A 24521-nucleotide genomic window follows, 5' to 3' on the forward strand; every position below is an offset into this window, starting at 1 on the left:
GGCCTAGCGGCTGAAGTGGTTGGTGATGAGCGCGGCACCCGCGCTGGCACAGACGGCAACCGCGACCTGCGTGCCGTCGAACCCGAAGGCGACGGAGGCGATGGCAGCCGTGGCGGCCGACAGGGCGACCTGCGTGCGGGTCATGGAAACAGCCCCGGGAACCGGGCCGGCGAGAACCGGCCGGAGGGCCAGGGTTCGGAGGTGTAGGGCTCGCGCGAGATGTCGAGCGATACGGCGTCGGCGTCGTAGGATGCCTTCACGCCGCGCAGGTTGAGGTAGAGGGCCTCGAGCTTATCCGGCGACAGGGCCATGACCACCGCAAGGTCTACGCGGGCCGGCGACGAGATGGCCCGCAGCGGCGCCGCCATGTCGGGCGCCACGTTCTCAAAGGCCAGGGTGGTCTTCGGCGGCGTGTCCTTCTCGTCATCGGGCATGATCGCGCCCATGATGACGAAGTCGTAGTCCTGCCCCTGGTGGCGGGTGCCGTAGCGCAGCGGGTCCATCGAGAACATCATCGTCGGATCGCTCGACAGGTAGACCGGCGCCGGCAGTGTGGCGTGCGTGATCTTGATCAGCATCACCGGCCCGTCGTCGGTCGCCGAGGCGTTCATAGCCTGGCGGGCGTTCAGCGAGATCAGGCGGCCCATGAGTACAGCACCGTCATAGGGACCGGGACGACGAAGGACATTCCACGGGTGCGGGTCCCGGCGCTGGGGGCGGTGCCGCCGAACTGGACGAGCCACCACTTCGCGTTCAGCAGCGGCGCGCCGCTCGCTGTCAGGATCGGCTCGCCGGCGGTCGTCAGGATCGGGATGCCCCCGCGGGTCTGGTCGGGGAACCAGAACGGGCGAACACCGCCGCCGGTATCGACATCCCAGAAGCGCTCGAGGGTGGTGAACTGCTCGGCGTCGATCTTGATCGATTGCAGGATCGGCTTGCCGACGGCCGACGAGCCACGGCGCAACTTCGGGACGCCCCGCTCGGGCGCGGTCTGCAACCGGCCTTCGCGAAGCCCCTCGTTGAAGCCCTCGGCGAGGACGCGCTGAGGCAGGCTGGCGGGCCAGAGGGGAATCATCGGGTGGCGACCCTCGGCTGGTTCATGGCCTGCTGCCCCTGACGGGTGCTCGCGCCCCGAACAAACGCCTCGCGGATGACGATCTCATCCCGCTGGCCGCCGCGACCGTCGGGGACCTGGCGCTTCTCGACCCGGGCGTCCTCGAACTGGTTGATGATCCGGAGATCGACGGGCTGCGGACCGCTCGAGTTGGCCGGGCCATCGAACTTCGGCACGTAGCCGCCGGCGAACCGAGGAAGCCGGTTCTCGTTCATCGCCTTGATGACCGGACCGAAGCGCCGGGTGGCATCTGCGTTGACGATGGATTCTCCGTTCGAGATCATCGCTAGTATGCTGTCGGACGTGCCGGTGCCGGGCCCGTAGACCACGCCGGCCGGCGTCATGCCGGTGGCGTACTTCGGCAGGATGCTGGACAGGAAGGTCTTGATCGAGCCGCCATCCTTGCTCGATCCGGCGAACATCATCGAGACCGCGCTATCCAGCACCTTGTCCGATAGGCGCGAGGCCAGACGGCCCAGCGCGTTCGACATGGCGGTGGTCAGCGACGCGCCCTGTGAGAGATCGTTCTTGAGATCCTTCAGGAACCCGCCCGTCGAGCTCTTCGTCTCGGACAGGCGCTGAAGGTCGCGCAGGCGATCTCGATAGGTGTCGAACTCCTTGGTGCCCTCCTCCGCGTAGCCGCGCGCACCCATGTAGGCGGACTGCTCCTCGGGGGTCCGGCCGAGCGCGCTGTAGGCGTTCGCGGTGTCGCGCTCGAACCGCGACGAGAGAGCGGTTGCAACGACCGTCTGACGGGCTTTCGCCACCTCCAAAAGTGCGGCTTTCTGCGATTGTAGCTCGGCGGTCAGGGTTTCCGTCGGTGCCTTCAGAAGCTCCTCGGCCGTTTTGAACCGAATGCCGATTTCCTCGCCGCGCTCGCGTGCGGCGTTCAGTTGCTCCTGGATTGCGCGGAGGTACTCCTGGCGCGACGCACTCTGGTCGTAGGCCGTCGTCTCCGCACGAATCGCGACGACCCGTTCGGTCGAAGCCCGGGCCGGGGCGTTGTTTCCGGTGGCGCGTTTCTGCGCGTAATCCAAGACGTCCTGAACCGTCGCGGCGCCGTTCTTGAAGACCTCGGGGTTCTTGGCGGCGGCGGCTCGATCAACAGATGCAGCGTTGGCCGACGGGTCGGCGTCGAGGAACTTCTTCGCGCTGCCAGGCCCGAGGAAGTACCCCAGCTGCGCATTCCGCGGCGTTCCGGCATATCCGTCCTTCACCAGGCTGTTGGTGACTTCCTGCAGGTAGAGCGCGATGTACTTTTCCGCGGTCGGACGGTCCGTGCGCAGCTGCGCAATCTTGTTATCTGCCTCCTTCCGTGAGGCGCTGGCCGCGTCGATCTCGGCCGACGCCTCGGAATCGTAGCGCCGGTAGAGATCGACGAAGGTACTCTTCAGGAACTGGCCCGCGCCGAGCGCCGACGACCGAGGGTTCTTGGCAAAGTTGTTGCCATCACTCTCTGCCGAGATGGTCGTGGCGACCGCATCGTTCGGGATCGCTGTCGCGCGGATGACCGCCTGACGATTCTGCGCCGCCAAGGCTGCGAGGGCGGCGGTGCGCGCCTCATTCAGCGTCTCGACCGATACTGTGCGCCGGCCGGCATCGCCCGCCTTCCGCGCTTGGTCGACGAGCTGATCGTACTGGTGGTTCAGCTGGGCCACTGAAAGGGAGTAGCCCTGAAGGTCGGCTGTCGACTTGGCGAAATCGGCCTGTTTTAGCGCCGATGCCGCTGCGTCACCGCCCTTCGCCATGTTGGCGCGCATCTCGACGATCTGTGCGTCGAGGGCCTTGACGGTCTCGAGGGCTTCCTGGGCGCCAGCGTTAATCTTCGGATCCGGGCTGAGCAGGATCGTCGAAGCTCCCTTGCTGATCCGGTCCCGAACGGCCTCCAGCGCCTCGATGCCAGCCAGTTCAGGGTTCACGAGCTTGGTCGCGCGGGTGGCCTGATTTGCGATGTCGTCGGCCTGAGCGCGCGCCGGGGCGTTGCGAGCAGTTTCCGCCTGGGCCTGAAGATCGGACACGACCTTGCGCTGGCGGCTGGTTTCATTCTCGTAGAGGTAGGAGTTCGAGCGGTTGCCGTACTTCGCGCGCGAGGCCTCGAGTTCGGCCAGCCGCGCCTGAGCGTCCGCGATCCGCTTCTCGAACGTGTCGGTGCCATCGCCGAACAGCGCCTTGCCGATGAAGTTGATGTTGTCCGAGAAGCCCTGCTTCGTCCGCTCCCACTCGCGCGACAGGCCGCCCATTTGCGAGGAGGCCTTGGTCAGCGTGGCCGGCAGCGCGTCGAGGATAACCTTGACGGCGCCTGTCTGGTCACCCGCCGCCGCCAGCTTCTTCGCCATGTCGCCCGCACCACCCCCGAGCGGGCCGAGCTTCGCCTCAAGCGCATCGACACCGGTCGCAACATTAGCCAGGGCGCCGGCCAAATCGCGGGTCGCGTCGGGAATCTCCTGCTTCGTCGTGGCGGCGTAGTCGCGCTGGATCTTGATGAGGTCGCCGAAGAACTGCGGCGCGATCCGGCCAGTTGAGGCATAGACGCCCGCCATCTCGCGCGCGGATGCGACGGACACCTCACCTTGGCGTGCCGAAGCTTCGGCGGTCGCGTTCAGCTGGGCCACGGTCGCGCCGCTGAGACGGCCGATGCCGTTCAGCGACATCTGGGCCTCGCGCTGGCCCGCCGAATAGGTGCTGTAGGCGTAGGCGAGCGTGCCGCCGATCGTGCCGATAATTGTAGCCGTTGCGGTCAGCGGCGTGACGAGCTTTCCGACCGCCTCCGCTACGCCGGACAGGACTCCAGACACGCCACCCTGGCCAGGGCCGAAGGTCTGCATGACCTGTCCGCCCTGCTGAAGCAGGATCGTCAGCGGAGAGGCCCCGCTGGCGGCGGACGCAACGACGTCCGAGACCTGATAGGTCAGGTTTTGCAACTGGTCCGGACGCAGCCCGCCGGTGCGCTGCCGCTCTGTCGTCTTGGCGAATTCGTCGTAGGTCGTGCGAGCCTTCGCAACGGCAGCGGTGTGCTCGGTGACCCTGATCGATCCCTTCGCCAGCAGGTCATCAGCGTTCGCAACGGCAGCGTTCATGCGCAGTTGTGCGGCGCCCAGCGGGTCGATGACCTCACGAAGAGCGCTGGCTCGCTTCTCCAGATCCTCCTGCGCGCGTGCCGCCTCCTCGAAGACTTCCGCCGATGCGCGGGCGGACTTCACCGGAGCGGCGTTCACGCCATAGGCGGCCGAGACGTTCGCCTGGTTGGTTGCGGCCATCTGAGCTGCGCGGGCATCACGAAGGGCGGCGGCACGGCGCTCCTCCTCGTCGGCAGCGCGCGCGGCTTCCTCGAACACCTCGGCCGACGCCCGGGCGGATTTCGATGGCGTGGACCCGATGCCGTAGATTGAAGAGAGGTTTGCCTGGGTCGTCGTCGCGAACTGCGCGGCGCGAGCCTCAGCGATGGCAGCGTTACGGCGCTCTGCTTCCTCGGCAGCCCGAAGCTGCTGTTCGAATACGCCCGCCGAACTACGCGCCGACACGCTGGGGGCCGTCTCAACGCCGAGCAGGGAATTGATGCTGGTCTGCGCGCGGCCAGCGGCTTCGGCCTCTTTGGCGGCCTGCGCAAGACGCTGGAATCGCTGGACCTGCCGGTCGGACGCGGTCCCGGCCTTGTCCATCGACACGACCACGCCATCGAACGCCTGCTTTCCAGCGGTGCCGACGTCGCCGAATTCGCGTTTGACTTCGGCGCCACCCTCGACACCGAGGCGGATTGCGACAGATTGGGTCATCACGCCTCCATAAGTATGAGAGCGGCAGATGCCGCCCAAAGGAAGGAAGCCGCTGTGCTAAGAACGATCGCGCTTGCAATGTGCTTTGGTCTGCTCGCTGTTCCTGCTCAATCGCAGGAAAACAGGCTAAAAGTTTTAGGGGATCGTGCTGCCGCACTAAATTCAATGGATATATTCTGCGGAAACTTTTATTTGGTTGATAAATTAGAGGCACAAAAATGGGCCCAGCGGGTTGCCAAAGAAGCTGTCGACCGGTTTGGTCTTGATAGCTACAGTAAGGCGCTCAACGACGGATCGAAAACAGCAATTGAACAAATAAAAGCCAACGGCGCTGCGATCTGGTGCCCAATGCAGCGTGAAAACCTGAAGAAAGCAGGAATACGCGGAGTGATTGGCGGAAACCTTCCCTAGTCTTCCCGCGCCGCCCTGTCTCGATATGCTCCCATGATGATTGCCTCGATGGCCGGTAGCGCCTCGGCCAGTAGGGCAGACATCGCGCCCATCGCATCGGCCATCATGAGCACCGAGGAGTAATCGAGGCCGTAGGGCGCGTTCTTGCCGTACCGGACCTGAGCGCCGCATGCCCTGATGACCGCCCAGGCGCTGATCCCGTCAGCGGTCTGGGGCGCATTCTCGGTGTAGGGACACGCCTCGCATTGAACCTTACAGGCGGCACAGTATTCCTGACCCTCGTCGGCGAAATGCCACTCGGCGAGGGCCTTCAGGCGTTTTTTTCCGCCCCTCGGTCCAAAGCCGGGCCGACATACAAGCGGTCAACGGCGTCGTAGGCCCGCCATTCGTCGAGGAGCAGGTCGACGTTTTCGGGCGTGACCGGGGCGAGGTTGCCGTTGGCATCTCCGACACCTTCCCACTCGACGATTCCGGCATGCGCCAGGGACCGGACGAGGGCGATACCGGCATGCGTCCCGACATTGGGGTTGCCGGCATCGGCATCGGCCTCCGAAGCCACTCGGTTCTCCATGAATACCTTGCCCGCCTCGTCGCGCCCGATCAGCACCATGGCGACGCTGATCGGCTTCACGCGGACACGCACGCCGGGGAGGAGATCGAGCCACGTGAGGTCGGTGGCGGCAGGTTTCAGCTTCAGCATGTGGACTGACCGGAGGTGCGAGAGGAATCGGGGCGAGGCAGCGTCAGCCGGTGTAGGCGGTGACGTTGTTCACCAGCGTCGCGGTGACGGACTTGCCGAGCGTCATGTCCTTGGCCGCCTGGAAGGAGAAGGTGGCCTGGACGCCGCCGGGGCCGGTGACCGGCGTCTTGGCCCGCGGCAAGTAGACGGCGTGCGCCTTGAAGATCAGCGAGCGGGATGCGTCGGTGACCCATCCGAAAGTCAGTTCCACCGGCGTTCCCGAGGTGGCCTGGGCAAGAAGATCCGTGTTCGCGAACCGGACGACGATCGATCCCTCCATGCTGACCATTCCGGGATCGGCGTCCTCGATGCGGCCGTCGTTCCGGATGACTTCCACCTTGTCGAGGTTGTTCGAGTAGGTGAACTCGGCCGAGACCACGGAGGCCAGGGCGATGCCACTGCGGGTGATGCTGCCCTGGAACGGCGAGAACCGCTCCACGGAGGCTTCCAGCGGCGTGCCCGAGCCGGAGGTGCCCAGCTTGTTCTCGCCCTGCGCAATGAGGCCCAGCGTCGCCGTCAGCAGGCCGGAGCGCTGCATCTGAACGCGCATGGTGTTGCCGCGGACGCCGAAGTTCTGGCCGTAGCTCGGCACCTCGGGAAGGCCGACCTCGATCGTCGCCGAGGGGAGGTCGCGCTTACCGGAGGTGAAGACGTGGGTGTAGACGCCGGTGGCGTTGGTCGTGGCGGGCTCGCCCATGTAGAGGCGGAGCCAGTTGCCGAAGTTGCGCAGGTCGATCGGCACGACGACGTCACCGTCATTGTTGATGACGTCGCGCGTCGGCGGCAGCGGCTCGCGGCCGTAGCCGAGCAGCTCGGACTGAATCAGCCCCTGCTCCTCGCCCAGAGTGGAGGAGACGAACGGCAGCTTGCGGTAGCCGGTCGTGGGCGGGGTTCCAGGGATAGTCTCGAACGCAGCCGTCATGATGGCGTTCGCACCGCGGGCTCGGGCCATGGTCGTCTCCTCGGGTCGGATCAGTTCAGGGGATCGGTGGTGCCGTAGACGACGACGAGGCCGACCAGGGCGGACCGGGAGACGGGCGCGCCGTCCGCGGTAAGGGGTTCGGTGACGGCCGCCTGGACCTCGACGTAGTCGCAGAGGCCGCCGAGCGTCCGATCGGCGGCGACGGCCTCGCCGACCGCCTGCAGCATCTTGTCGAGGCGCTCCTCAGCGGAGACCGTCCGGCTCGCGTTGGCGGCGAACTCAAGCGGGATCTCGTGCTCGTAGATCCAGGTGGTCGGGTTGAGCGTCACGTCGGGCTCGCCCGGGTCGCCGTCGTCGACGTTGGCGTAGCCGCCGGCCGGAATCGTCTGCTGCTTGACCTCGTTGCGGTAGTGGGCCGCCTTCGGGAGGGCGGCCTTCACCAGCGCCGCGACGGCCTGGATCACCTGTTCGCGCTTGCTCGGCATCAGGGCGTCCAGTTGGCTGCGATGGCGCCCGGGATGCGGTCGGCCCAGCGTTTTGCGGTGGCATCGATGTCGAAGCGCTTCCGCAGCTTCACCTGCTTCACCAGCACGAAGATCACGACGAACTGGCGCCCCTTGTCGGGCCCGCTCTCCTTGATCGGGCGGAAAGACTTCCGACCCTGGTAGCGCCGCGCCTGTCGGCGGTAGAAGGCGTCGGCGACGAGCACACCCCCGTTTCTGGTCGGGATGAATCGCAGCTTGACGCCCGTCTCCCGCTCCCAGGATGCCGGGCTCAGGGTGTTGTCGGTCGAGCCCTTCGTGCGGCGCTTCGAGATCTGGCGGACGCCGGCTTCGGGCGTCGGAATGGCGAGGTACTTCCGACCGCTGGCAACGATGGTCACGCCGCGGTCGAAGGCGTCGATCAGCTTCGGAGCGTTGGTGCTGACGTAGGCGGCGGCATCGACGCTTTCACCGGTCTTCGGAAAGGTCTGACCGCGCCAGGTGTTCGCGAGGCGCTGGCCGAGGCCGGCCTCCGTGACGTCGTCGCGTAGATCCTGCTTCAGGCCGTCGGTGACCTGCTTCATCGCCGTCGTCACTGACTTGGCGATCTGGACCTCCGCGCCGGACAGCGCCTGGCGGATGTCGGGGACGGTGGCCCGGTATCTCACGGCTCGTCCGGGTCCTCGTCCGGGTCGTCGGGCTGAACGGCCGACACCTCGCAAGTGCGGACGAGCCGCCGGGTGTCGATCTTGCCCATGCCGATGACGAGTAGCGTCTCGGCGAGTTCGCCATCGTCGTCGAGGAGGTCGACCGCATCGCCCTTCGCCGGCACAGCGACCTCGGAGAGGCGGATGTCGATCAGCATGGCGTCGAGGTCGAACTGATTGCCGGCGAGACCGACGACGGCCTCGGGCGCCTTCCTGATCACGCGGACGGAGACCCCATCGGAGCTGCCGCCCGCGCGCCAGATCGCATCGATCGCAAGGTTCGGGTCGTCGAAGATGGCATCGACGCCCATTGCGAACGCGTCCATCACGCCGCGCGCAGCGCCGTGATGATGTCGGCCTTGGTCCGGGCCGCCGAGATGTCGACGCCCTTCTCCTTGGCGAGAGTTTCGAGGTCGGCCTTCGACTTGCCGTCGAGGCCGTCCTCGTTGCCGTCGGGCTCGGGGCCCTGCTCGCCGGAGATGGCACCGCCGGTGTCGTCGTCGTTGACGACCTCGTGCGTGCCGGCCAGGAGCGCGGCCTGAGCCTCGTCCCAGCCCAGGGTGACGACGTCCTTCTTGCCCTTCTCGCGCAGTCGCATGACGCCCTCCGTCAGTTCGAGGTGGTGCCGCGCACGAGAAGCGCGGGGCGCTTCACGAGCGGGAGCGGGTTGGACTCGGTGTGGATGTCCATGCCCTTGCCGAACTTCTTCGGCTCGAGCGGGGCCACGAACACCTCGGAGTCGGCGCCGCCGGGCGCCTGGTTGACGCTTCCCCAGAAGTCCGGGGGAGCCCAGAAGTTGGTGAAGGTGTCGGTGGTGCCGAGCGGGATGAACCGCACGTCGCCGGCCGGGATGAAGCGCTGCGGCACACTGGTGGTGCCGTCCTCCTGCATGAAGGACGCGCTGCCGCGGTACTCCTCGAAGGTGATGCCGCCGAAGGTGAAGCCCTTGCGGACGTCCTCGCGGAGGATCTGCGGGCCCGACTGGTAGTACTTGAAAGCCTCCTTGACGGTGGCGTGCGTGGTGAACTTCCGGAACCACTCCGGAGAGCACAGCGCATGCACGCCCGTCATCGTCTCACCGAGGAGGTTGTCCTCCATGTAGGCGGTGACGTCCTGGCACTTACCGAGCACGTCGGTGCTGGCGGTGCCGAGGACGAAGTCGACGACCTGCTCGGTGACGCCGAAGGCGGTGAACAGGTTGAGGAGCACGCTTCCATCGGAGTCGCGGATGATGCCCTTCACGGCACCCATGCGCAGGTTCTCGAGCGTGATCGCGTGCTTGCGCCGCATCGTGATCAGCTTCCGGTTCAGGAAGCCGAGCACGCTTTCGAGGCCGACGCCGCCGTCACTGGTGAGCGCCAGCATGTTCTGCACGTCCGTGGCGAGGACGCTGTCCTCGTGCGGGATGTGCGGAACCACGAACGACACGGGCTTCTGCTTCCCGCGGGTGCCGAGCGAGGCCGGACCACCGCGCGGACGGGTCGGCAGCAGGTTGAGCACGCCGTTCTCGATGAGAACGATGACGGACGTGGTCGCGATGGGCTCGGCGGTGAACAGTCCGAGCTGGTTGATCCGGCCATAGGCGTTCGGCACCATGGAGATGCTGCCGGTCAGCGAGGCCGCCGAGAACGCGTCCTGGTTGAAGATGTCGAGGATGGGCATCGGCTTACGCTCCTTCGCGCACGATGATGCCCGCCGCCTTCAGCTGGCCGTTGGCCGCTGCGCGCTTCGCCGCATCGTTGATGGTGGGGCCGTAGGTCAAGCCGTTGTGGCTCACGACGGCATGTCGCGAGACGATCACGGCCTTCTGGTCGGCGCTGGTGGCGTCGACGGCGGTAAAGAGGACGGCGGTCGCGGTCTGCGAGCCGTCGGCGCCGGTGGCGGCGGCCGGGACGTACTTCCCGGTGGCGGTCACCAGAGCAAGCACGGTGCCGGTCTTCAGCTTGCCGGCGCCGGAGGCGATGATGGCGGTATCGCGGCTGCGGTAGCTGGCGTCTTCGACCTTGAGCCAGTCGGAGCCAACCTGAGCGGTTTCGAGCAGGGCCATGATCAGGCGTCCTTCTTCAGGCCAGCGCGCTTGAGCTCACGCTCCATGCTGTTGGCGGATGCGGTGGGGCCGGCCGGAATGGCGGCGGGGACGTGGGAGGAGATCGAGGTCTTCTCCTCACCGGCGACGAGCTTGTCGAAGAGGGCCGCCCGGACCTGCTCGACCGACTTGCCGTCGGCGAGCATGGTGGCAGAGAGGTCCTCGGGGATGCTCGCGTCCTTGCGGCGGGCGAGCGCGACGAGCTTCTGAGCTTCGCCGGCCGCGCCGATCCGCTTCTTGGCGTCCTCGAGGGACACGCCCTCGGCGAGGAGGGTTGCGGCCATATTCGGCACGCCGCCTTCGACACAGAGCCGCGCGATCTGCGAGGCGTCGGTGCGGTCGATCGAGGTGGTCGAGGTGCGGTCCTTCTCGGCCTCGGCCGTCGCGATCTTGGCGTCGAGGGTGGTGACCTGCGACGCGGCAGCGTCGAAGTCGCGCTGCTCGTCGTCGGTCATCGAGCGGCCGCGGGCTGCGGTCGCAAGTTCGTTCATACGGTCGGATGCCTTCGTGCGGTCGCGACGAAGGCCAGCGAGATCGCCAGACATTCCATTCTCCAGGGTGGTGAGGAGAGCGCCGAAGCGCCCGTGTCCCGGCTCTCGCCGTGGATGATCCGCGGCTACCGCCGCGCGGCTCTCGCCTGGCGCTCGTTCGACGCCGTGCGGGCCAATTCTGAATAGGTGCGCTCGTAGCTCTGGACGCGGTCGGCCATGCCGGCGGCAACCGCCTGAGCGCCGACCTTCACGCCGCCGCCGCCGAAGGATTCCTTGACCTTCGAGGCCGTGATGCCGCGACCGCGAGCGACGTCGGCGATGAACTGCGTCTCGATGCTGTCAAGGAGCGAGCGGATCTCCGCCACACCGTCCTCGGCCTGCGGGTCCGGGCGCTTGTTCGGAGCGTTCGACGAGACGATCTCGATGGCGATCGAACCGGACGCGTCGGGCTCGACCTGCTTGGAGATGCCAGCCACCACGCCGATCGAGCCGAGGATGCCGGTCTTCTCGGTGGTGATCTCACCCGCCGACGAGGCGATCCAGTACGCCGCCGAGGCGGCGGAGCCCGAGACGTGGGCGATCACGCGCTTGCGGCCGCGGGTCGAGTAGATCTGGTCGGCGAGGCCGTTGATGCCGGTCGGAGATCCGCCGGGCGAGTCCACCAGCAGCATGATCGCGCCGATATCGGGGTGGGACTGTGCCACCCGCAGGTCATTGGCGAGCATTGCCGCCGACACGCCGCCGGACATCTCGGTCATGAGATTGGCGCGCGGGAAGATCGGGCCGGTGATCGGGATGACCGCGACGCCGTCGGCGGTCGCCATGGCGTAGCGGGCTCCGTCGAGGCGGCGCGGCTGGCCGCCGATGGTAGCGGCGAGGTCCTGGCGGAACCAGGCATCGCCCTCAAGGGAACGGCGATCGGCGCGTTCGACCCGGTCAAGGGTGGCGAGACTCGCCATGAAGTGGAGATAGTCGGGACGGATAGCCCAGGGCTCACCCGTCAGCGCATGCAGGGCGCGAGTCATTCCGGCTCCTGTGTCGGTGGCGGGTTGGGGGCGTTCGGACCGTCGTCGGTCGCTGTCGCAGGTGCGGACTTCTGCCGACCGTCGCTGGTGTAGGTCAGGCCCAGACTGTCGGCCCGCTCATTGTCACCGGCCTGCTCGGCGTCCACGGTCTCCGAGTCATAGCCGCCCTCGGCAACCTTGCGGGTGCGGGTCGAGAGACCGGCCTGGATCTCCATCGTCTTGCCCTGGACGTCCTGGACGGGGTGGATGTACGGCCACGCCTGCGGGATCCAGTTGACGGCGTAGGCGTCCTGCCGGGTCATCCCTTCAGGCAGGCGGAGCACACCGGAGAGCAGCGCGAGGTCGATCCACCGGATCCAGATCGGCCGGCACAGCTGGAACACGACCAGATGATGCTGCCACTGCTCGACGGCGCGGCGGAAGTCGTTGAGCGCGGCGCGCAAGGTGCGGTCGTTCAGCTGGCTGTAGTCGCCGCTCAGGATCTCGTAGAGGAGCCCGCAGGCCGCCGCGACGCTGCGCTTCGACTCGCGCACGAACATCTCGAAGTTGGGCCCGACGTCCTTTGGATCGCTGAAGGTCATGTCCTCGCCGTCTGCCAGCACCTGAATGGTGCCGGGCTCGAAGTCGAGGGTGGCCACGCCATCATCATCGCCGGGATCGGTGCCGAGCGGCCCCTCTTGCCCATCGGCGAGCACCCGCTTCACGAAGCCAACGAGGCGGGCAGCGTTCTTCTTCCGGATCAGCTCGGCATCGAGATAGCCGTCGAGGTCGTAGAGGGTGCGCAGCGCCCGCGCGAGCCAAGGCTCTCCGCGATCCTGCCCGGGCCGCATCGCGCGGTAGAGGTGGCAGATGTCCGTGGCCGGGACTTCGACGGGCTCACCGAAGCCGGTCGCCATCACACCGTCGCCCGGGTGCTCGCGATAGAGCCAGTATCCGGTCCGCTTGCCGATGGCGTCGTACTGAATACCCTGGCGAATGCGGTTGGTCGCATCGGTCTTCAGATGCGGGCAGTGGTCGCCCTCGAGCAGCTGCAGCTGCAGTGGAACCGTAAGCCCATCCTCGGGGCGTCGGGTGCGCAGGCGGGTGAAGGTCTCACCGCCCTCGACCATGCCCCGAACAGCGAGGGCCTGCAGGCCGTAGAAGTCGTGCGCGCCGATGCTGTCGGCCTCATCCGTCCAGGCGAGGAACAGCTTCTGGATCTGCGCCCGGAAGGCGGCGTCCTCGGCTTTCCGCTTCTTCGCGGCGGCCTTCGACAGTCCTTCAACGGACCGCGCCGCCATGGAGCGCGGCACGATGCCGGTGCCGATAATGTTTGTGACGAGCCGGTCGACGGCCGCGCCGGCATAGGGGTTCTTCCTCGCCTGGTCGCGCGACTTCCGGCGTAGCTCGTCGAGCGCATAGACGATCGCCGAGTTCGGCCCGTAGCTGCCTACGCGCCATGAACGCGACCGGCGGCCGGCGCCGTTGGCGACGTCGTAGGGCTGGCTCTCGCGCGCGACGGCGACGTCTTCTCCGGAGAGATCCATCACCACCCGCTACGGCTCGTCGTGACGATCTGACGGGTGCGGCGTGGAGCACCGGCGGCCGGGCCCATCAGGGCCTGGAGACGCGCCAGCAGGTCCGAGCGAATGAGGCGCATGTCGCTGTAGTCGCGATAGCCCACGCTTCCGGTATCGGCGCTTTCCACGCGCTCGACGCCGCTCGCCATCGTCCGATCGATGTCCGCGATCTGCTTGCGCAAAGCGGCAATCTGCTTGTCGAGGTCGTCGGCCATTCGCTACCTCGTCGTTCTGCTTCGGACCTTGCTGCGGCGGCCGGCGGCGCGCTGAAGGTTCCGGGCCGCTAGCGAGCCGGCGGCGACTGTCGGTTGCTCAATCTCGGTCGGGACGATGACCCCGCCCCGCTCGACGCCGAGCGAAGCCTCCAGATCCCGCCAATGCACCTCGCGCCACCGGTCCCAGCCGCGCATGGCGGCGAGCCCGCGGGCATAGTTGGCGCAGTCGAGCACCTCGTTGCGCCGTCCGCCGATCGGAACCCACTCGCGACGCGTCCGGCCCCGGGTGACATGCGTGACGAGCTCCTCGGCCGTCAGCTGCTTCACCTGGTCCTCGGTCACATCCTCCGGCAGGTGGACGAAACCGGCCGGAAAGGGCCTGCCGTCTGGCGGGCGCTGCAGGGACAGACACCCCATCAGCTCTTGCTTGGCGAACGAGGCCCCGACCCGGATCGTTTTCAGGCCGCGGCGCAGCTTTTTGCCGGCCGGGGTCGCATCCTTCGCGCCGACGCCGAGGAAGGCCGCTGCGTAGCTGTCCTGACCATCGACGGCATGGACCGGGCGGCCTGCCTGGCGCCGCACGAAGGCGTAGACCTCGGCGGTGAAGCCGCTGGAATCCACTCCCCAGTCCCGAACTGCCATGTCCGCGCCGCCCTCGTGCGGCCACGTCTCCGAGAACAGGGCTTCGAGGTCGTTCCAGACCTCAGCCCGGTTGGTGTCGCCCGGGAGCACCCGGTGTTCGATGAGCCAGCGCTCGCGGTTGCGTCCGAAGGCCCAGATGCTCGCCTCAAGGCGGTCTTTCTGAACGTCGACGCCGCCGAATAGGATCAGCCCCCCGAAAGGCACCGTCCCGCTGCGGTATCGACCCTTGCGGGTGTAGACATCTTGCCAGTCCGGCGCGTCAGCGCCTTCCTTCCAAGTCCTGGCAAGCTGCGTGTTGAAGAAGGTCCGCAAGGCCTCCGGTCCCCGCCGTAGCGCGCGGGCGAATTTCGCCACCGTCTCGCGAATGGTCTGCTTCGGGGCGTAAAGCTTCGACGCCTGGAACCCAGCATGATCGTTCGGCACCGCCTCGGTGCCGCAATGGATGCACAGGGCCCTTCGGACCCCGTAGGCCTCGGGCGCCCAGCGCTCCGGAGACTGGTTTTCGCCGCAGCAGGTGAACGAGCGGGTCTGCCGCCACTCGATTTTGCGCAGCGCGACGAGCCGCTGGGGCTCTGTCATCGGATGCTCGCAGGCTACGCACTCGTAGCGCGCGCTCTCCGCCCGGATTTTGCCGTCCGCATCCTTGTCGAAGCGGACCTGCTCCCATTCGAGAGGGTGCCAGCCGTGACAACCAGGGCATTCGACAAACGCCTTACGCTGGTCACTCTCCTCATAGGAGGCTTCGATTGCGCTGCGGCCCGCCACCGTGGGCGAACAGGCCCGCACCGACAGACTGTTGGCCTTGAACTCGGCCTGGCGCTCCTCGGCGAGGTCGATGGGCGAGCCTTCGCCACCGGCGGAGAGCGGATATTTGTCGATCTCGTCACAGGTGAGCAGCCGGATCGGCCGCATCGCGAGGTTGGTCGGGCTGTTCGAGCCGACGAGGGTGATGTGTCCACCCGGGAACTGCTTGTGCGTCAGGGTCGCGCCGGCGTCCCGAGACTTCGAGTCCCCGAAGATCTCCCGCAGGACCGCCGTGTCCCGGATCATCGGGGCCAGCCGGTCCTTCGAGAAGGTCTCGGCCGCGTCGTCCTTGGGCTGAACCACGAGGATCGGGCACGGATCGATGTGCATGAACCGACCGAGGATGTTCTCGATCACGGTTGTTTTGAGGAGCTGCGTACATGCCATCAAGGTGATGACGCTGACGCCCGGCTCCGTCGCCGCGAGCATCGGGCCGCGGGCCACCTCGACCCGGGAGACGATGAAGCGACCGCCGTTCGACGATTCCTTGCTCAGCCTGCGATAGCGCTCGGCCCACTGGACCACATCTAGGTTCGGGGTCGGGGTTGCCCCCTTCCTCCATGACCTTGCGAGGCTGTCGGTATCAAGCGAACTCGGCCGAGGGTTCTCCGAGCTCGGAGAGATGCTGTTTGACATGCGCGTTCAGGATCGTCGTCAGCGCACGGGGGTCGACCTTCAGCTCATCCGCCATCACCACCGCGACCCGCGCCGGCCAGGACTGCCAGGCGTCGCGGTAATCACGAGCGGTGTCGAAGAACAGCTTCTCGGCCGCCTCGCGATCGACGAGCTTCTTGTCGTTCTTCTCGACCTCCTGCTTGCGCTGAAGGCCCAGGAAATTCTCCTTGCGCCGGATCGCCTCCGGCAGCGGTAGGTTCGTCGGGTCGAGCGGGCCGATGTCCTCGGCCTCGTCGCCGTCCGGAAGCGCTGCCGGTCTCGGCATCGCATCGCCGAGCTTCTGCCAGGTGTCGGGCTTGGGCTTCGCTGGCGCCGTCGGCTCGCGCGCCGAAGTGTTACCGGTAACGGCCCGGATGGGCCGATGGGTAACACCGCCTCGGTAGCTCGCAGGGCGCTGATCCAGGTTCCATTCCGACGCTTCAACGTCGATCAAACCTGCATCAGAAACTACCAGCAAGCCCTTCTGTTTCCACGCAGTTACGGCCTTGCGGGATACCCCTCGCCGACGGGCGAAATCGGCTTGGCTAAGGTGCCTGTCGTCGCTCATCCCGGCTGTTACCTGTTACCCTGTTACCGGGTTTTTGGACCCTGGCGCTAGGAACATTGGGGGCCCCGACCACCCGTATAGGGTTGGAGGCGCCAGGGTCCCTCGGCACCTAGGACGGACGTCCCATCAACTAAGCGTTGGCAACATCAGGGGTGCGGTTTCGAGGCGAGGCTTGAGGGTGGTGAACCGGGCCATCGCCAGCATCCTGATCTTGACGGAAGTGGTGGTTGCTGATCGGTTGAGGGGTCGGCGCTACTCGCGCCAAAGTCGCAGCATAGCGACGGCTAGAGGAGCAGACCGTGATGACTGATGCCTTCTACAACCGCGTCGGCGCTGAGCGTATCGACGATCGCCAAGTCGCCGAAGTCATCGGCATCGCCCACGGTATTATCGCCGATGGCAGCGTATCTCAGGCGGAAGTCGAATACCTTCAGAAGTGGCTTGAGGCCCGCGTGAATGTCACGTCGAACCCGGTCGTTCGGCTGCTTCGAGATCGAGTGAACGAGGTGCTCGCCGATGGCATCGTTGATGAAGACGAAGCCAAAGACTTGATGTCGACGTTGTCCGCATTTGCTGGCGGCGACTTCGAGAAAGGCGAACTGACGAAATCGACCAGCCTACCTCTCTGCAATCCCTTTCCTTCCATGGTCTTCCACGGCTCGCTCATCTGCTTCACAGGCACGTTTGCGTTCGGCCAGAGGAGGCATTGCGAGGAAGCGGCGCTGGCGCTCGGCGCGGTTCCAGGAAGCCTGACCGCAGCAACCCGCTATCTTGTGGTCGGCGCCTATGCGACCGAAAGCTGGAAGCAGTCCTCGTTTGGGCGGAAGATCGAAAAAGCCGTCGACCTGCGAACCAAGGGCAAGCCAATCAACATCGTTGGCGAAGCACACTGGGTTGAACAGATGAACGGTCGTTAGCGCGCTGGCCGCCACTGAAACAGAGGACAATTTTATGGACACCGATGAGCCAACACCCATCACGGTACGATGGAAACACCTGGGTAAAAGTATTGGCCTGACGGTTTCTCGCGCGGGCCAAGAAGTATTGGAGACTGCTCTAACGGCGCCCGAATTGGATGATCTCATCCAGCTTTTAGGCCAGCTTCGGTCAGGGCTTCCAGACACGGTTAACCCCGAACTTGAGCCCAACGCTCGGGTTGTATGTACACCACATCCCGCAGTGGTGATGAGGAGTCAGGGAGATCAAGGCTTTGAACTAATTTTCCGCCACCCTGGATACGGATGGCTTTCATTCCTTCTTAGCACCCAGACGCAAGAAGCAATTGGCAAAGCGCTCCTTGCGTCGCCACCGAAGTAACTACCGCCTCAGCGGCAAATTGACGGACGAGCGGCGAGGACTCGACTCAGCAGCGATGTTTCTGCAACTAAGCGTTAGGAGGAACGCTGAAATGGCAAAAACGTCCGAACCCGAGTTGGGCCGCGCAGTGATGCGCTTTTTGGCGACCCGACCAGGGTACCAATCTACAATGCGCGTGATCATCAAAAGACTGCCCGCGCACATAGCGCTAACGACTGAAGATCATGAGCCGTCAGGGACACGAGTGGGCGAAGCGATGTGGGAACAGCGCGTTCGCAATCTGAAATCTCACAGTGCGACGCCGGGTAACGTCATCGCAGAAGGTTATGTTGAACGCCCATCACGCGGCAACTATCGCCTAACTGCTAGCGGTGCCAAGCATCTCGGCCTGTCTCCCTGAGGAGTATCTGGCTTTGTAGCCAGGCTTGAACCATTTCAACTCGGTCCCACCGAGCGCATCTTTGTCCCAAACGAACCATGCGTAAGCAGTAGTTCCGCTACCCTTTTGCACCGCGCCCGATGGGTAGAAGGTGATCCGCTCACTGAAAACCCAGACCCGACTTGGCGGATGAACAGCAAAAATCGTACTGGCTCGGTTGGCTCCCTCAAGGAATGCCAACCGTAGCAGCAAAGCGAACTTTCGCTTGGAAGCCTCGACCCCGCTCCTAACAAATCCCTCCGCAGCGTTGTACGGCGGGTTTGTAACGATGTTGTCCGCCCTTCGCCTGGGGGACAAAAAGTCTTCGCCTGCCTCGCCGTAACCCCTGTCGAACAGATCAGAGCTAATTACGGACCTGTTCGCCGTCTCCAGCACGCGGGACATAGCGCCATCGCCGCACGCACTTTCCCAAACGTCACCGACAAACTTTTCATTGTCGATTAGTGCATGAGTTGCCCAGGCTGGGGTCGGGAAAAAGTCTGGACCGTCAAGGTCCGCGAAGCGTTTCGCTGTCGGCTTGAAGCCGCCGTTCAGGTGATAGGTCGCATCCATGGCCCATCTTAACCGAACGAGAGCGATCCTGTCTCTCCACCGGTTGAGTCAAAGCGACTCACGTCCCCGATCGACGATCTGCAGGCCTCTGGTTGATGATGGTGGCACCGCTCGGATTTGAACCGTGGACCTTCAGACGATGAGCATGAGGGCTTGTGAGATCGGCGATGGCGAGGTGGTAGAGAGAACCTGATCCCCTGCGCCATCGCTAAGGCCTGCCACATGAACCGACCGTCGCAACTTACCTTCGGCCTGCTGCTCACCGGGCTGGCCGGCTACATCGACGCGATAGGGTTCATCCAGCTCACCGGGCTGTACACATCGTTCATGAGCGGCAACACCACGCAGATGGGGGTGTCGATCTCTCACGGTGCGGTGGACGGCATCGTAAGGCCAGCCGTCTTGATCGCCACGTTCCTCCTCGGGTCGACCATTGCCAGTGGCTTGTCCATCGTCACGCCTGCGCCCTGGAAGACGACGATCGTCCTGACCTACGAGGCCATTCTCGTCTTCGGAGCGTTCGCCCTCGGGCTGCAATTGCCCGATCTAGGTCTGGTGTCGTTCTTCCTGGCTTTGGCCATGGGTGCGCAGAACGCCGTTCTTGGCTCAGTGCAAGGCTTTCGAGCCGGAACGACCTTCGTCACTGGGGCGCTGTTCAGCCTTGGTCAGAAGATTGCCGCCGCCTTCACTAAGACGGGGCCGCCCCTGGGCTGGGTTGGCGATGCCGCGGTCTGGTTGGCCCTATTGATCGGAGCCATTGGTGGAGCCGCTGTCTACGGCACCATCGGTATCTTCGCCTTGATCTTGCCCGCCGGCCTCACAGCCTGCCTCGCAACTATGGCCGCGCTATTCGCTAGGGCGCATCGGGTCGGCGCCTGAAGGGGGCCAGGAATGACGGTGAGCGGTGAGGCTCAATGGTCGGGGGCGAACGATGCAATCTGATCCTGAAACGATGAACGAGCAGTTCCGGACGGACTGGTCACGGTTCCATCACAACCTAGAGCCAACAGGATGGCTTCTAAGGTCCGGATCGATTCCCTGGGTTCGCTTTCATGCGCTTCCCGACTCCAAGCGCTATGCCGAAGATGCCACCGAGCGTGCGACGATCCTTGCTCGAGCATATGCTCTTGCGGCTGAAGTGCTTGGCGAAGGTGCCCCGTGTTGGATGATCGTGTCGCGGACCGGAGAGGAAGTGGCCGGAACTGCACCTGCTTTAGAGTGGACGTATGATGACGACGGCGATCTCAGCATTTGGCGCAGCTACGTCAGCTTAATCGAATGGCGCACGGGCGAACACGACCAGGTGCTGACAGATATTGCCGAATGGAAAACCGCCAACGAAGTCTGGATGGCTAGGGCCACGGGGGAGATCTTTGCGCCATACGATGGCGGCTTTGACCTCTTCCTATCTGACTGGACGCGCGTAGCCTTCTTGAAGCAAAAATGGGCCGACTGGCTTTCTTCGCATCCCGAAGGTCTGTGAGAACTTGCTGCCACCCGTTTTTCTTAAGCTTCGCCACCGGCGAGGTGAGGAAATGGCCCTGCGGGTATCTAAGGTTCCAAGGCGAAGCTGATCAGCCGTCAACGTTCCACGAGGAGACGGTTCTGGCCATTGCCCAAAGCATGTTGTCGAGCGCGGTCGCCAAGGCGTTGTCGTTGTCTTCATTTCTGATGTTCAGAACGGCACCCCAGGTCATACCAGTGCCTGTGTGCACCTGGATTGAGGTGGTGCCCGGCAGGCTGCCTGTATGCCAAGCATTGCCTCCGTTATTGAAAGCCAGCCCGCAACCGTATGCCCCCGACGGCGAGGCGATACTGGCGGACGTGCAACTCAAAAGTAGTTCGAGGCTGCTCCGCGTGAGGATGACGCTCGAACCTTCGTCATCCAGCGCCCCAAACAGGCCCGCCATGAATTGCGCTTGGTCGCCGGCACTGGCAATCCAGCCACCGTGCGCTGCCATGCGCGTGATGTTGAAGGAATACGGCTCATTCTGATCCTGCCCATCCGGCATGAAGTAGTGGACTTCGTTGGGCTGAGGGGCGATGGCGCCGATCATCATGTCGGTGATGCCAATGGGCGACAGAACGTTGTCTTGAACAAAGGCCTCATAGGTCTGGCCGGTGATTTCTTCGATGATCCGTCCCAGAACGCAGTAACCGAAGTTGGAGTAGGCGTAGCTGCTACCGGGTGGATTCTGGAGCGGGTAGGTCTGGAGCGCCCATATGATCAGCTCATCTGTCGATAGCTCCGGCTTTTGAAACATGGGGTCATTGGCATCGTTGGGCCAACCTCCCGACGTATGCGTAAGGAGTTCATGGACGGTGATCAGCGGAACCCAACCGCTGGGTGACCCGAACCCGCTAAATTGCGACAGCAGACCATTCGTATCGAAAACCGTGGAATTGAGCGCCAGCTTGCCTCTTTCCATTAAGAGGAAGATCGCTGCCGCGGTTATGGCTTTGGTGTCGCTCGCGATCCGGAAGAGACTCGTCGTCGTCACGACATTGAGGTTTTGGTCGGCAAAGCCGTACCCTGCTTCGTACAGCAAGGTACCGCCGCGCCGAAAGCTGAGTGCTCCGCCCGGCACTCCATAGTTCTCCATGAACTCGATCATCAAAGCGTCAATTTGCGGCTGCGGCGAGAATGTGGATGTGTTTGGATCTGCCATGATCATCGCCCCCTGCGTTTGCTCGTGATGCTCTCACAGTCGCAGGCTGTACCATCGCGAGTTTGTCCGCAACGTGCATCTCCCAGATTTTAATCGGCCGGGAAGCACTGGAGCAAAGGGGAATGACCTTCACTCTTGAAGCTTGCCGACCACAGGGCAGCGCTTCGCTACGCCGAAGAGAAAGCTGACTGCCCTTTCTAAGGGCCAAGTAGTACCCCAATGGGGTCAGCTTTGCGGGACCAGCCTCCAAAGTGGAGAAGCGGTCTGACCCGTCTCCGTCGCGGCTCAACTGACGACGCCCATAGCAGGGCGGAGGTAAGCGGCGGCTGTCAGATCTTGAAAATGTCACACCACCTGGATTTGCGCAAGGCTTAACTCCACAGGAACCGGTGCACTGAACATGGAAACTGAAACCCGCACCTTGCCCCTTTCCAGGATCACCTCCTCGATCTCGGCCGGCAGACTGAAGAATGGGCCGTCGGTGACGATAACTCGCTGTCCTATCGCGAAGGTGATGGGCGCAGGCTTCGTGTTCTTAAAGACGTTGTTGGCGAACCCTTGAAGGGCCACGGGATCAAGGCGCGCTGGCTTGAGCACCTGCCCGGCAATGTTGCCTTTCAGGCTCGTGTCGTCAGTCATGTAGCAAACCACTTCGGCAACAGGCGGGGAGGAGGGGTCAGGCTCGAACTCGCGCCGAACCGTTTCGAGCTGCGCCGCATCCTCAACGCCGATGAAGACGGTTCGTGCCAGCGTTGGACGCAAAGTGTCTATGCGTCGGCCTCGTCGGGTGACGACCTCCATCGTGCAAGGCTGGAATGTGACCGCCTGGGATAGGGTGATAGCCCTCAGGGCCACATCCTTCATTCGAGGTGCCATCCGGACAACATGCCAGGAGAGGGCAGGGTCGATGTCGAATGGAGCTTGCCCAACGGCCTCCTCCGGTTTCGAGATGAGCGACGCTGCGGGGTTCATGGCGCTCGCGAGCCGTCGCTCCTGCCTGCGCCTGTTGCGATCCCTCTGACGCTGCTTCTTATCCCGGCGAGCCATAAGCGTGTCCCTTTCATTTTGGGTGGGCCAAGGCTCGACGTGGGCCTCCGGCTCTCTAACAGTAGTGGTTTATAGGGTTTTGTTTCGGCCACTAACCCCTAAACTGCCTGAAGTACGTTTAGACAGTTCCCACGCGTTGGTTAAAACAAACCCTTAAACCCCTATGGTTGTGGCTCGAGCGGGGAAATTTAAAACTACAACGCCCATTCCAGGCAATACAGTGCCCCATCGAATCTTGGCCAGAGCAGAACGCGGCGCGGCCCGTTTGGCCTTCAGGATCTGAGCTCGAGCGTTGACGTCCAGCTTTTGCCAGACCGTTAGGACCATCGGTTCGGGACACCGGCGGCCTCTCTCAAGGGCGTCGCTTCAAGTGCACGGGCTGCGGCAAGCAGTTCAGCGTCACCAGCGGGACCATTTTCGCCTCGCGCAAGCTGGCCTTCACGAGCCTTTGTGCTGTCGCCGCCATCCTCGTGAACGCTGTGAAGGGCCTCTCGGCCCTTCACGCGGCCGCGACATTCTGGCATCTGCGCGGCTATGCCCAAAAAGCCCTCTTATTTCGCCTTCCTAATCGCAGTTCGCCAGCCAAACGAGACGGATCGGATTTATGCGATCCTGGCTCGCACGATGGGCGAAGCGATCGAGGTAGCCGCGATTCAAGAGCCAAAAGGTCCTACGCCACGCTATGTCGGCTCGCTTGGCGCTCGATCCGTTGAACGGATGGGACTTAAGCCAGGAGAAGCGCGGGTTATCTAACGCCGCCCAAATCTAAGCGAATTGAACATCAAATAACTATCTATCGAAAGCCGATAAAGATCCATACTGCGATGGATCTTGACTTTGTGATGCAGAACCATTTTCTATAAGCAGTTGGTGGCGTGCTTTAAGGAGGTATGCCTGTCGCTCAAACAAGCTAGCGTAACCTCCGTCTTTATGAGAGCCTTTACCTTGCGGTGGCAACTGGCGCCAAACCCGCCCAGGATGATCGCGCTCGAAACTTTGTTGCGCTCGCTCATGAACCTGAAGTTCGGAAATCTCGGACATTCCACCAGCCCCAACGTCCGAATGAGCATATAATCACCCATGAATGTCGGAAAGCGGAAAATCCGAGCCAAGCGTCTGTGCGTGGGCGCTCAAAACGCCGCAGCAGTGAGCTAAAATGGGTCGCGGCGCTGGCTTGGTGCATTTGCTCCGGAAGGCCGGTTTCATGCGCATTACCTCGCGATCAAGCCGCGCGGAAAATCGGCCTTCCGCAACAGAACGTCGTTCCAATCTGCTCCGGCGAGAGCAGGTAGCTCAACGCGCACGGGCCAACCCTTCATTGCAAGGCGGTGCGCCAAGCTGTAGGCGGAGGCCTGTCCGGCGAATTTCTGATCGCTGTCCCCAAACACGATGATCTCGCGGACGTCCTCGGGCGGTATCCACTTGGCGAGCATGGTGCTGCTCACCGCGGCCCAGCACGGCACGCCGAACAGCGAGGCGGCGGCAAAGGCGGTCTCGATGCCCTCGGCGATGCCCAGCACCGGCGCAGGGTCGAACAACCGGATCGCGGCGCCGTCCGGTATCGTTCCGGGCATCAGCCGCCGCGGCACCTCGACATCGGCCTTCGTCCCGCCGGGGGCGAGGTAGGTCCGATGCAGGGTGGCGGGGATACCGTCGTGCCCCATCACCATGGCGATCATGGCGGGATGGTAGGACACGACGTCGTCCTGGTAGCGCAGCCTGTCCGCGCATCGCAGGCAGGCCGGCACGTTCGTCAGGCCGACCCGGCGGAACAGGTATCGCCCCACGGGATCGTCGCATGTGACCGCGTGCGAGGTCCGCCATAGGTCGTTCATGCTCCGCCGGCAGTCATCCTGCGACCGGGTTGGCTTGACCGGGCGTTGAGCTGCCTCGCCGAGGAGGGGATCGATCCGCTTGGCCAGCGCCCGGAAATCCAGCCCAAGGACCCGCATCGCCAGTTCGGCACCGTCACCGGCTCCGCATGCGTTGCAGATCCAGGTGCCGCGGCCTTCAAGGTCATCGAACCGGAAGCGTGTCTTCCCATCGCACATAGGGCAGGGGCCCTGCTTGCCCGACAGGAACCGGCTGTCCACGCCGACTAGGGGCAGGAGGTTCCGCCACCGGCCACGGGCTCGCTCAGCGAGAGGCTTGCGCATTGCTGCCCCCCTTGGCCTTCGCGTAGGCGATCTGGCGCGATCTGATCCAGTTCAGCAGGAACGGCTGTGGCTCAACCAGCGGGGCGTTGTGGTAGCGGTCGGGCCATACACCCGTCAGCTCGCGGAACTTGTGTGCCGCCCATCCCTCC

Annotated in this window: 26 protein-coding genes and 1 pseudogene; 5 read left to right on the forward strand and 22 right to left on the reverse strand. The window is 64.2% G+C overall.

Annotated elements, in window-relative coordinates; all coding sequences use genetic code 11:
- Positions 1-3: 3 nt before the first annotated feature.
- Genes MKK51_RS21830 through MKK51_RS21845 form a run of 4 tightly spaced genes read right to left on the reverse strand, consistent with a single transcriptional unit; the run spans position 4 to position 4887 of the window.
- A complete protein-coding gene (locus MKK51_RS21830) occupies positions 4-144 on the reverse strand; it encodes a hypothetical protein (protein WP_243980867.1) in 141 nt (46 codons plus the stop codon).
- Positions 141-647: a hypothetical protein gene (locus tag MKK51_RS21835; RefSeq protein WP_243980869.1), complete on the reverse strand. Its 507-nt coding sequence runs from the start codon at positions 645-647 to the stop codon at positions 141-143. The genes MKK51_RS21830 and MKK51_RS21835 overlap by 4 nt, the downstream gene beginning before the upstream one ends.
- Positions 635-1075, reverse strand: coding sequence for a hypothetical protein (locus MKK51_RS21840; RefSeq protein ID WP_243980871.1), 441 nt, complete (start codon positions 1073-1075; stop codon positions 635-637). The genes MKK51_RS21835 and MKK51_RS21840 overlap by 13 nt, the downstream gene beginning before the upstream one ends.
- On the reverse strand, positions 1072-4887 hold the full coding sequence (locus MKK51_RS21845; protein ID WP_243980880.1) for a phage tail length tape measure family protein: 3816 nt from the start codon (positions 4885-4887) through the stop codon (positions 1072-1074). The genes MKK51_RS21840 and MKK51_RS21845 overlap by 4 nt, the downstream gene beginning before the upstream one ends.
- A 15-nt stretch (positions 4888-4902) precedes the next feature.
- On the opposite strand from MKK51_RS21845, the gene MKK51_RS21850 reads away from it, so the two are divergent.
- Entirely contained in the window at positions 4903-5298 is a 396-nt protein-coding gene (locus MKK51_RS21850; RefSeq protein WP_243980882.1) for a hypothetical protein, read from the forward strand.
- A gap of 310 nt (positions 5299-5608) precedes the next feature.
- On the opposite strand, the gene MKK51_RS21855 is transcribed toward MKK51_RS21850, so the two are convergent.
- The 14 genes from MKK51_RS21855 to MKK51_RS21920 form a co-directional block, all read right to left on the reverse strand.
- Complete coding sequence (locus tag MKK51_RS21855) at positions 5609-5998, reverse strand: hypothetical protein (protein ID WP_243980884.1); 390 nt, start codon at positions 5996-5998, stop codon at positions 5609-5611.
- 43 nt (positions 5999-6041) lie between these two features.
- Positions 6042-6989 (reverse strand): phage tail tube protein, encoded by a 948-nt coding sequence (locus MKK51_RS21860; protein ID WP_243980886.1) that lies wholly within the window; start codon positions 6987-6989, stop codon positions 6042-6044.
- A 20-nt stretch (positions 6990-7009) separates the two neighbouring features.
- Positions 7010-7444 carry a hypothetical protein gene (locus tag MKK51_RS21865; RefSeq protein WP_243980888.1) on the reverse strand — a complete coding sequence of 145 codons (435 nt, stop codon included), beginning with the start codon at positions 7442-7444 and terminating at the stop codon, positions 7010-7012.
- Positions 7444-8109: a DUF6441 family protein gene (locus tag MKK51_RS21870; protein WP_243980889.1), complete on the reverse strand. Its 666-nt coding sequence runs from the start codon at positions 8107-8109 to the stop codon at positions 7444-7446. Before MKK51_RS21870 ends, MKK51_RS21865 begins: the two co-directional genes overlap by 1 nt.
- A complete protein-coding gene (locus tag MKK51_RS21875) occupies positions 8106-8474 on the reverse strand; it encodes a hypothetical protein (protein WP_243980891.1) in 369 nt (122 codons plus the stop codon). The genes MKK51_RS21870 and MKK51_RS21875 overlap by 4 nt, the downstream gene beginning before the upstream one ends.
- Entirely contained in the window at positions 8474-8746 is a 273-nt protein-coding gene (locus tag MKK51_RS21880; protein WP_243980893.1) for a hypothetical protein, read from the reverse strand. Before MKK51_RS21880 ends, MKK51_RS21875 begins: the two co-directional genes overlap by 1 nt.
- A gap of 11 nt (positions 8747-8757) precedes the next feature.
- Entirely contained in the window at positions 8758-9810 is a 1053-nt protein-coding gene (locus MKK51_RS21885) for a major capsid protein (RefSeq protein WP_243980895.1), read from the reverse strand.
- A 4-nt stretch (positions 9811-9814) separates the two neighbouring features.
- Positions 9815-10195 carry a head decoration protein gene (locus MKK51_RS21890; RefSeq protein ID WP_243980897.1) on the reverse strand — a complete coding sequence of 127 codons (381 nt, stop codon included), beginning with the start codon at positions 10193-10195 and terminating at the stop codon, positions 9815-9817.
- A 2-nt stretch (positions 10196-10197) separates the two neighbouring features.
- Positions 10198-10689 carry a hypothetical protein gene (locus MKK51_RS21895; protein ID WP_243980899.1) on the reverse strand — a complete coding sequence of 164 codons (492 nt, stop codon included), beginning with the start codon at positions 10687-10689 and terminating at the stop codon, positions 10198-10200.
- Between the two features lie 161 nt (positions 10690-10850).
- Positions 10851-11750: a S49 family peptidase gene (locus tag MKK51_RS21900; RefSeq protein WP_243980900.1), complete on the reverse strand. Its 900-nt coding sequence runs from the start codon at positions 11748-11750 to the stop codon at positions 10851-10853.
- Entirely contained in the window at positions 11747-13276 is a 1530-nt protein-coding gene (locus MKK51_RS21905; protein ID WP_243980935.1) for a phage portal protein, read from the reverse strand. The genes MKK51_RS21900 and MKK51_RS21905 overlap by 4 nt, the downstream gene beginning before the upstream one ends.
- Positions 13276-13524: a phage head-tail joining protein gene (locus MKK51_RS21910; protein WP_243980902.1), complete on the reverse strand. Its 249-nt coding sequence runs from the start codon at positions 13522-13524 to the stop codon at positions 13276-13278. Before MKK51_RS21910 ends, MKK51_RS21905 begins: the two co-directional genes overlap by 1 nt.
- 3 nt (positions 13525-13527) lie before the next feature.
- Complete coding sequence (locus MKK51_RS21915; protein WP_243980911.1) at positions 13528-15495, reverse strand: phage terminase large subunit family protein; 1968 nt, start codon at positions 15493-15495, stop codon at positions 13528-13530.
- A 58-nt stretch (positions 15496-15553) separates the two neighbouring features.
- Positions 15554-16192: a hypothetical protein gene (locus MKK51_RS21920; protein WP_243980913.1), complete on the reverse strand. Its 639-nt coding sequence runs from the start codon at positions 16190-16192 to the stop codon at positions 15554-15556.
- A 302-nt stretch (positions 16193-16494) separates the two neighbouring features.
- Here MKK51_RS21920 and MKK51_RS21925 point away from each other — a divergent pair, with 302 nt between their 5' ends.
- Positions 16495-17109 carry a BRCT domain-containing protein gene (locus MKK51_RS21925; RefSeq protein ID WP_243980915.1) on the forward strand — a complete coding sequence of 205 codons (615 nt, stop codon included), beginning with the start codon at positions 16495-16497 and terminating at the stop codon, positions 17107-17109.
- A gap of 758 nt (positions 17110-17867) precedes the next feature.
- On the opposite strand, the gene MKK51_RS21930 is transcribed toward MKK51_RS21925, so the two are convergent.
- On the reverse strand, positions 17868-18500 hold the full coding sequence (locus MKK51_RS21930; protein WP_243980917.1) for a hypothetical protein: 633 nt from the start codon (positions 18498-18500) through the stop codon (positions 17868-17870).
- Positions 18501-18722: 222 nt separating this feature from the next.
- Here MKK51_RS21930 and MKK51_RS21935 point away from each other — a divergent pair, with 222 nt between their 5' ends.
- Both MKK51_RS21935 and MKK51_RS21940 read left to right on the forward strand, forming a co-directional pair.
- Complete coding sequence (locus tag MKK51_RS21935) at positions 18723-19379, forward strand: YoaK family protein (RefSeq protein ID WP_243980919.1); 657 nt, start codon at positions 18723-18725, stop codon at positions 19377-19379.
- Positions 19380-19452: 73 nt separating this feature from the next.
- Positions 19453-19983, forward strand: a complete 531-nt coding sequence (locus MKK51_RS21940; protein ID WP_243980920.1) for a hypothetical protein — start codon at positions 19453-19455, stop codon at positions 19981-19983.
- A gap of 91 nt (positions 19984-20074) precedes the next feature.
- Here MKK51_RS21940 and MKK51_RS21945 read toward each other — a convergent pair whose 3' ends face one another.
- Both MKK51_RS21945 and MKK51_RS21950 read right to left on the reverse strand, forming a co-directional pair.
- On the reverse strand, positions 20075-21169 hold the full coding sequence (locus tag MKK51_RS21945) for a serine hydrolase domain-containing protein (RefSeq protein ID WP_243980922.1): 1095 nt from the start codon (positions 21167-21169) through the stop codon (positions 20075-20077).
- 345 nt (positions 21170-21514) lie between these two features.
- Positions 21515-22033, reverse strand: coding sequence for a transcription termination/antitermination protein NusG (locus MKK51_RS21950; protein ID WP_243980924.1), 519 nt, complete (start codon positions 22031-22033; stop codon positions 21515-21517).
- Positions 22034-22572: 539 nt separating this feature from the next.
- Here MKK51_RS21950 and MKK51_RS27645 point away from each other — a divergent pair.
- Positions 22573-22716 (forward strand): annotated as a pseudogene (locus MKK51_RS27645) (IS1595 family transposase); the annotation flags it as partial.
- 711 nt (positions 22717-23427) lie between these two features.
- Here the strand turns inward: MKK51_RS27645 and MKK51_RS21955 are convergent.
- A complete protein-coding gene (locus MKK51_RS21955; RefSeq protein ID WP_243980926.1) occupies positions 23428-24372 on the reverse strand; it encodes a toprim domain-containing protein in 945 nt (314 codons plus the stop codon).
- Positions 24373-24521: the final 149 nt, after the last annotated feature.

Source organism: Methylobacterium sp. E-045, from assembly GCF_022829685.1.
Lineage (GTDB): Bacteria > Pseudomonadota > Alphaproteobacteria > Rhizobiales > Beijerinckiaceae > Methylobacterium.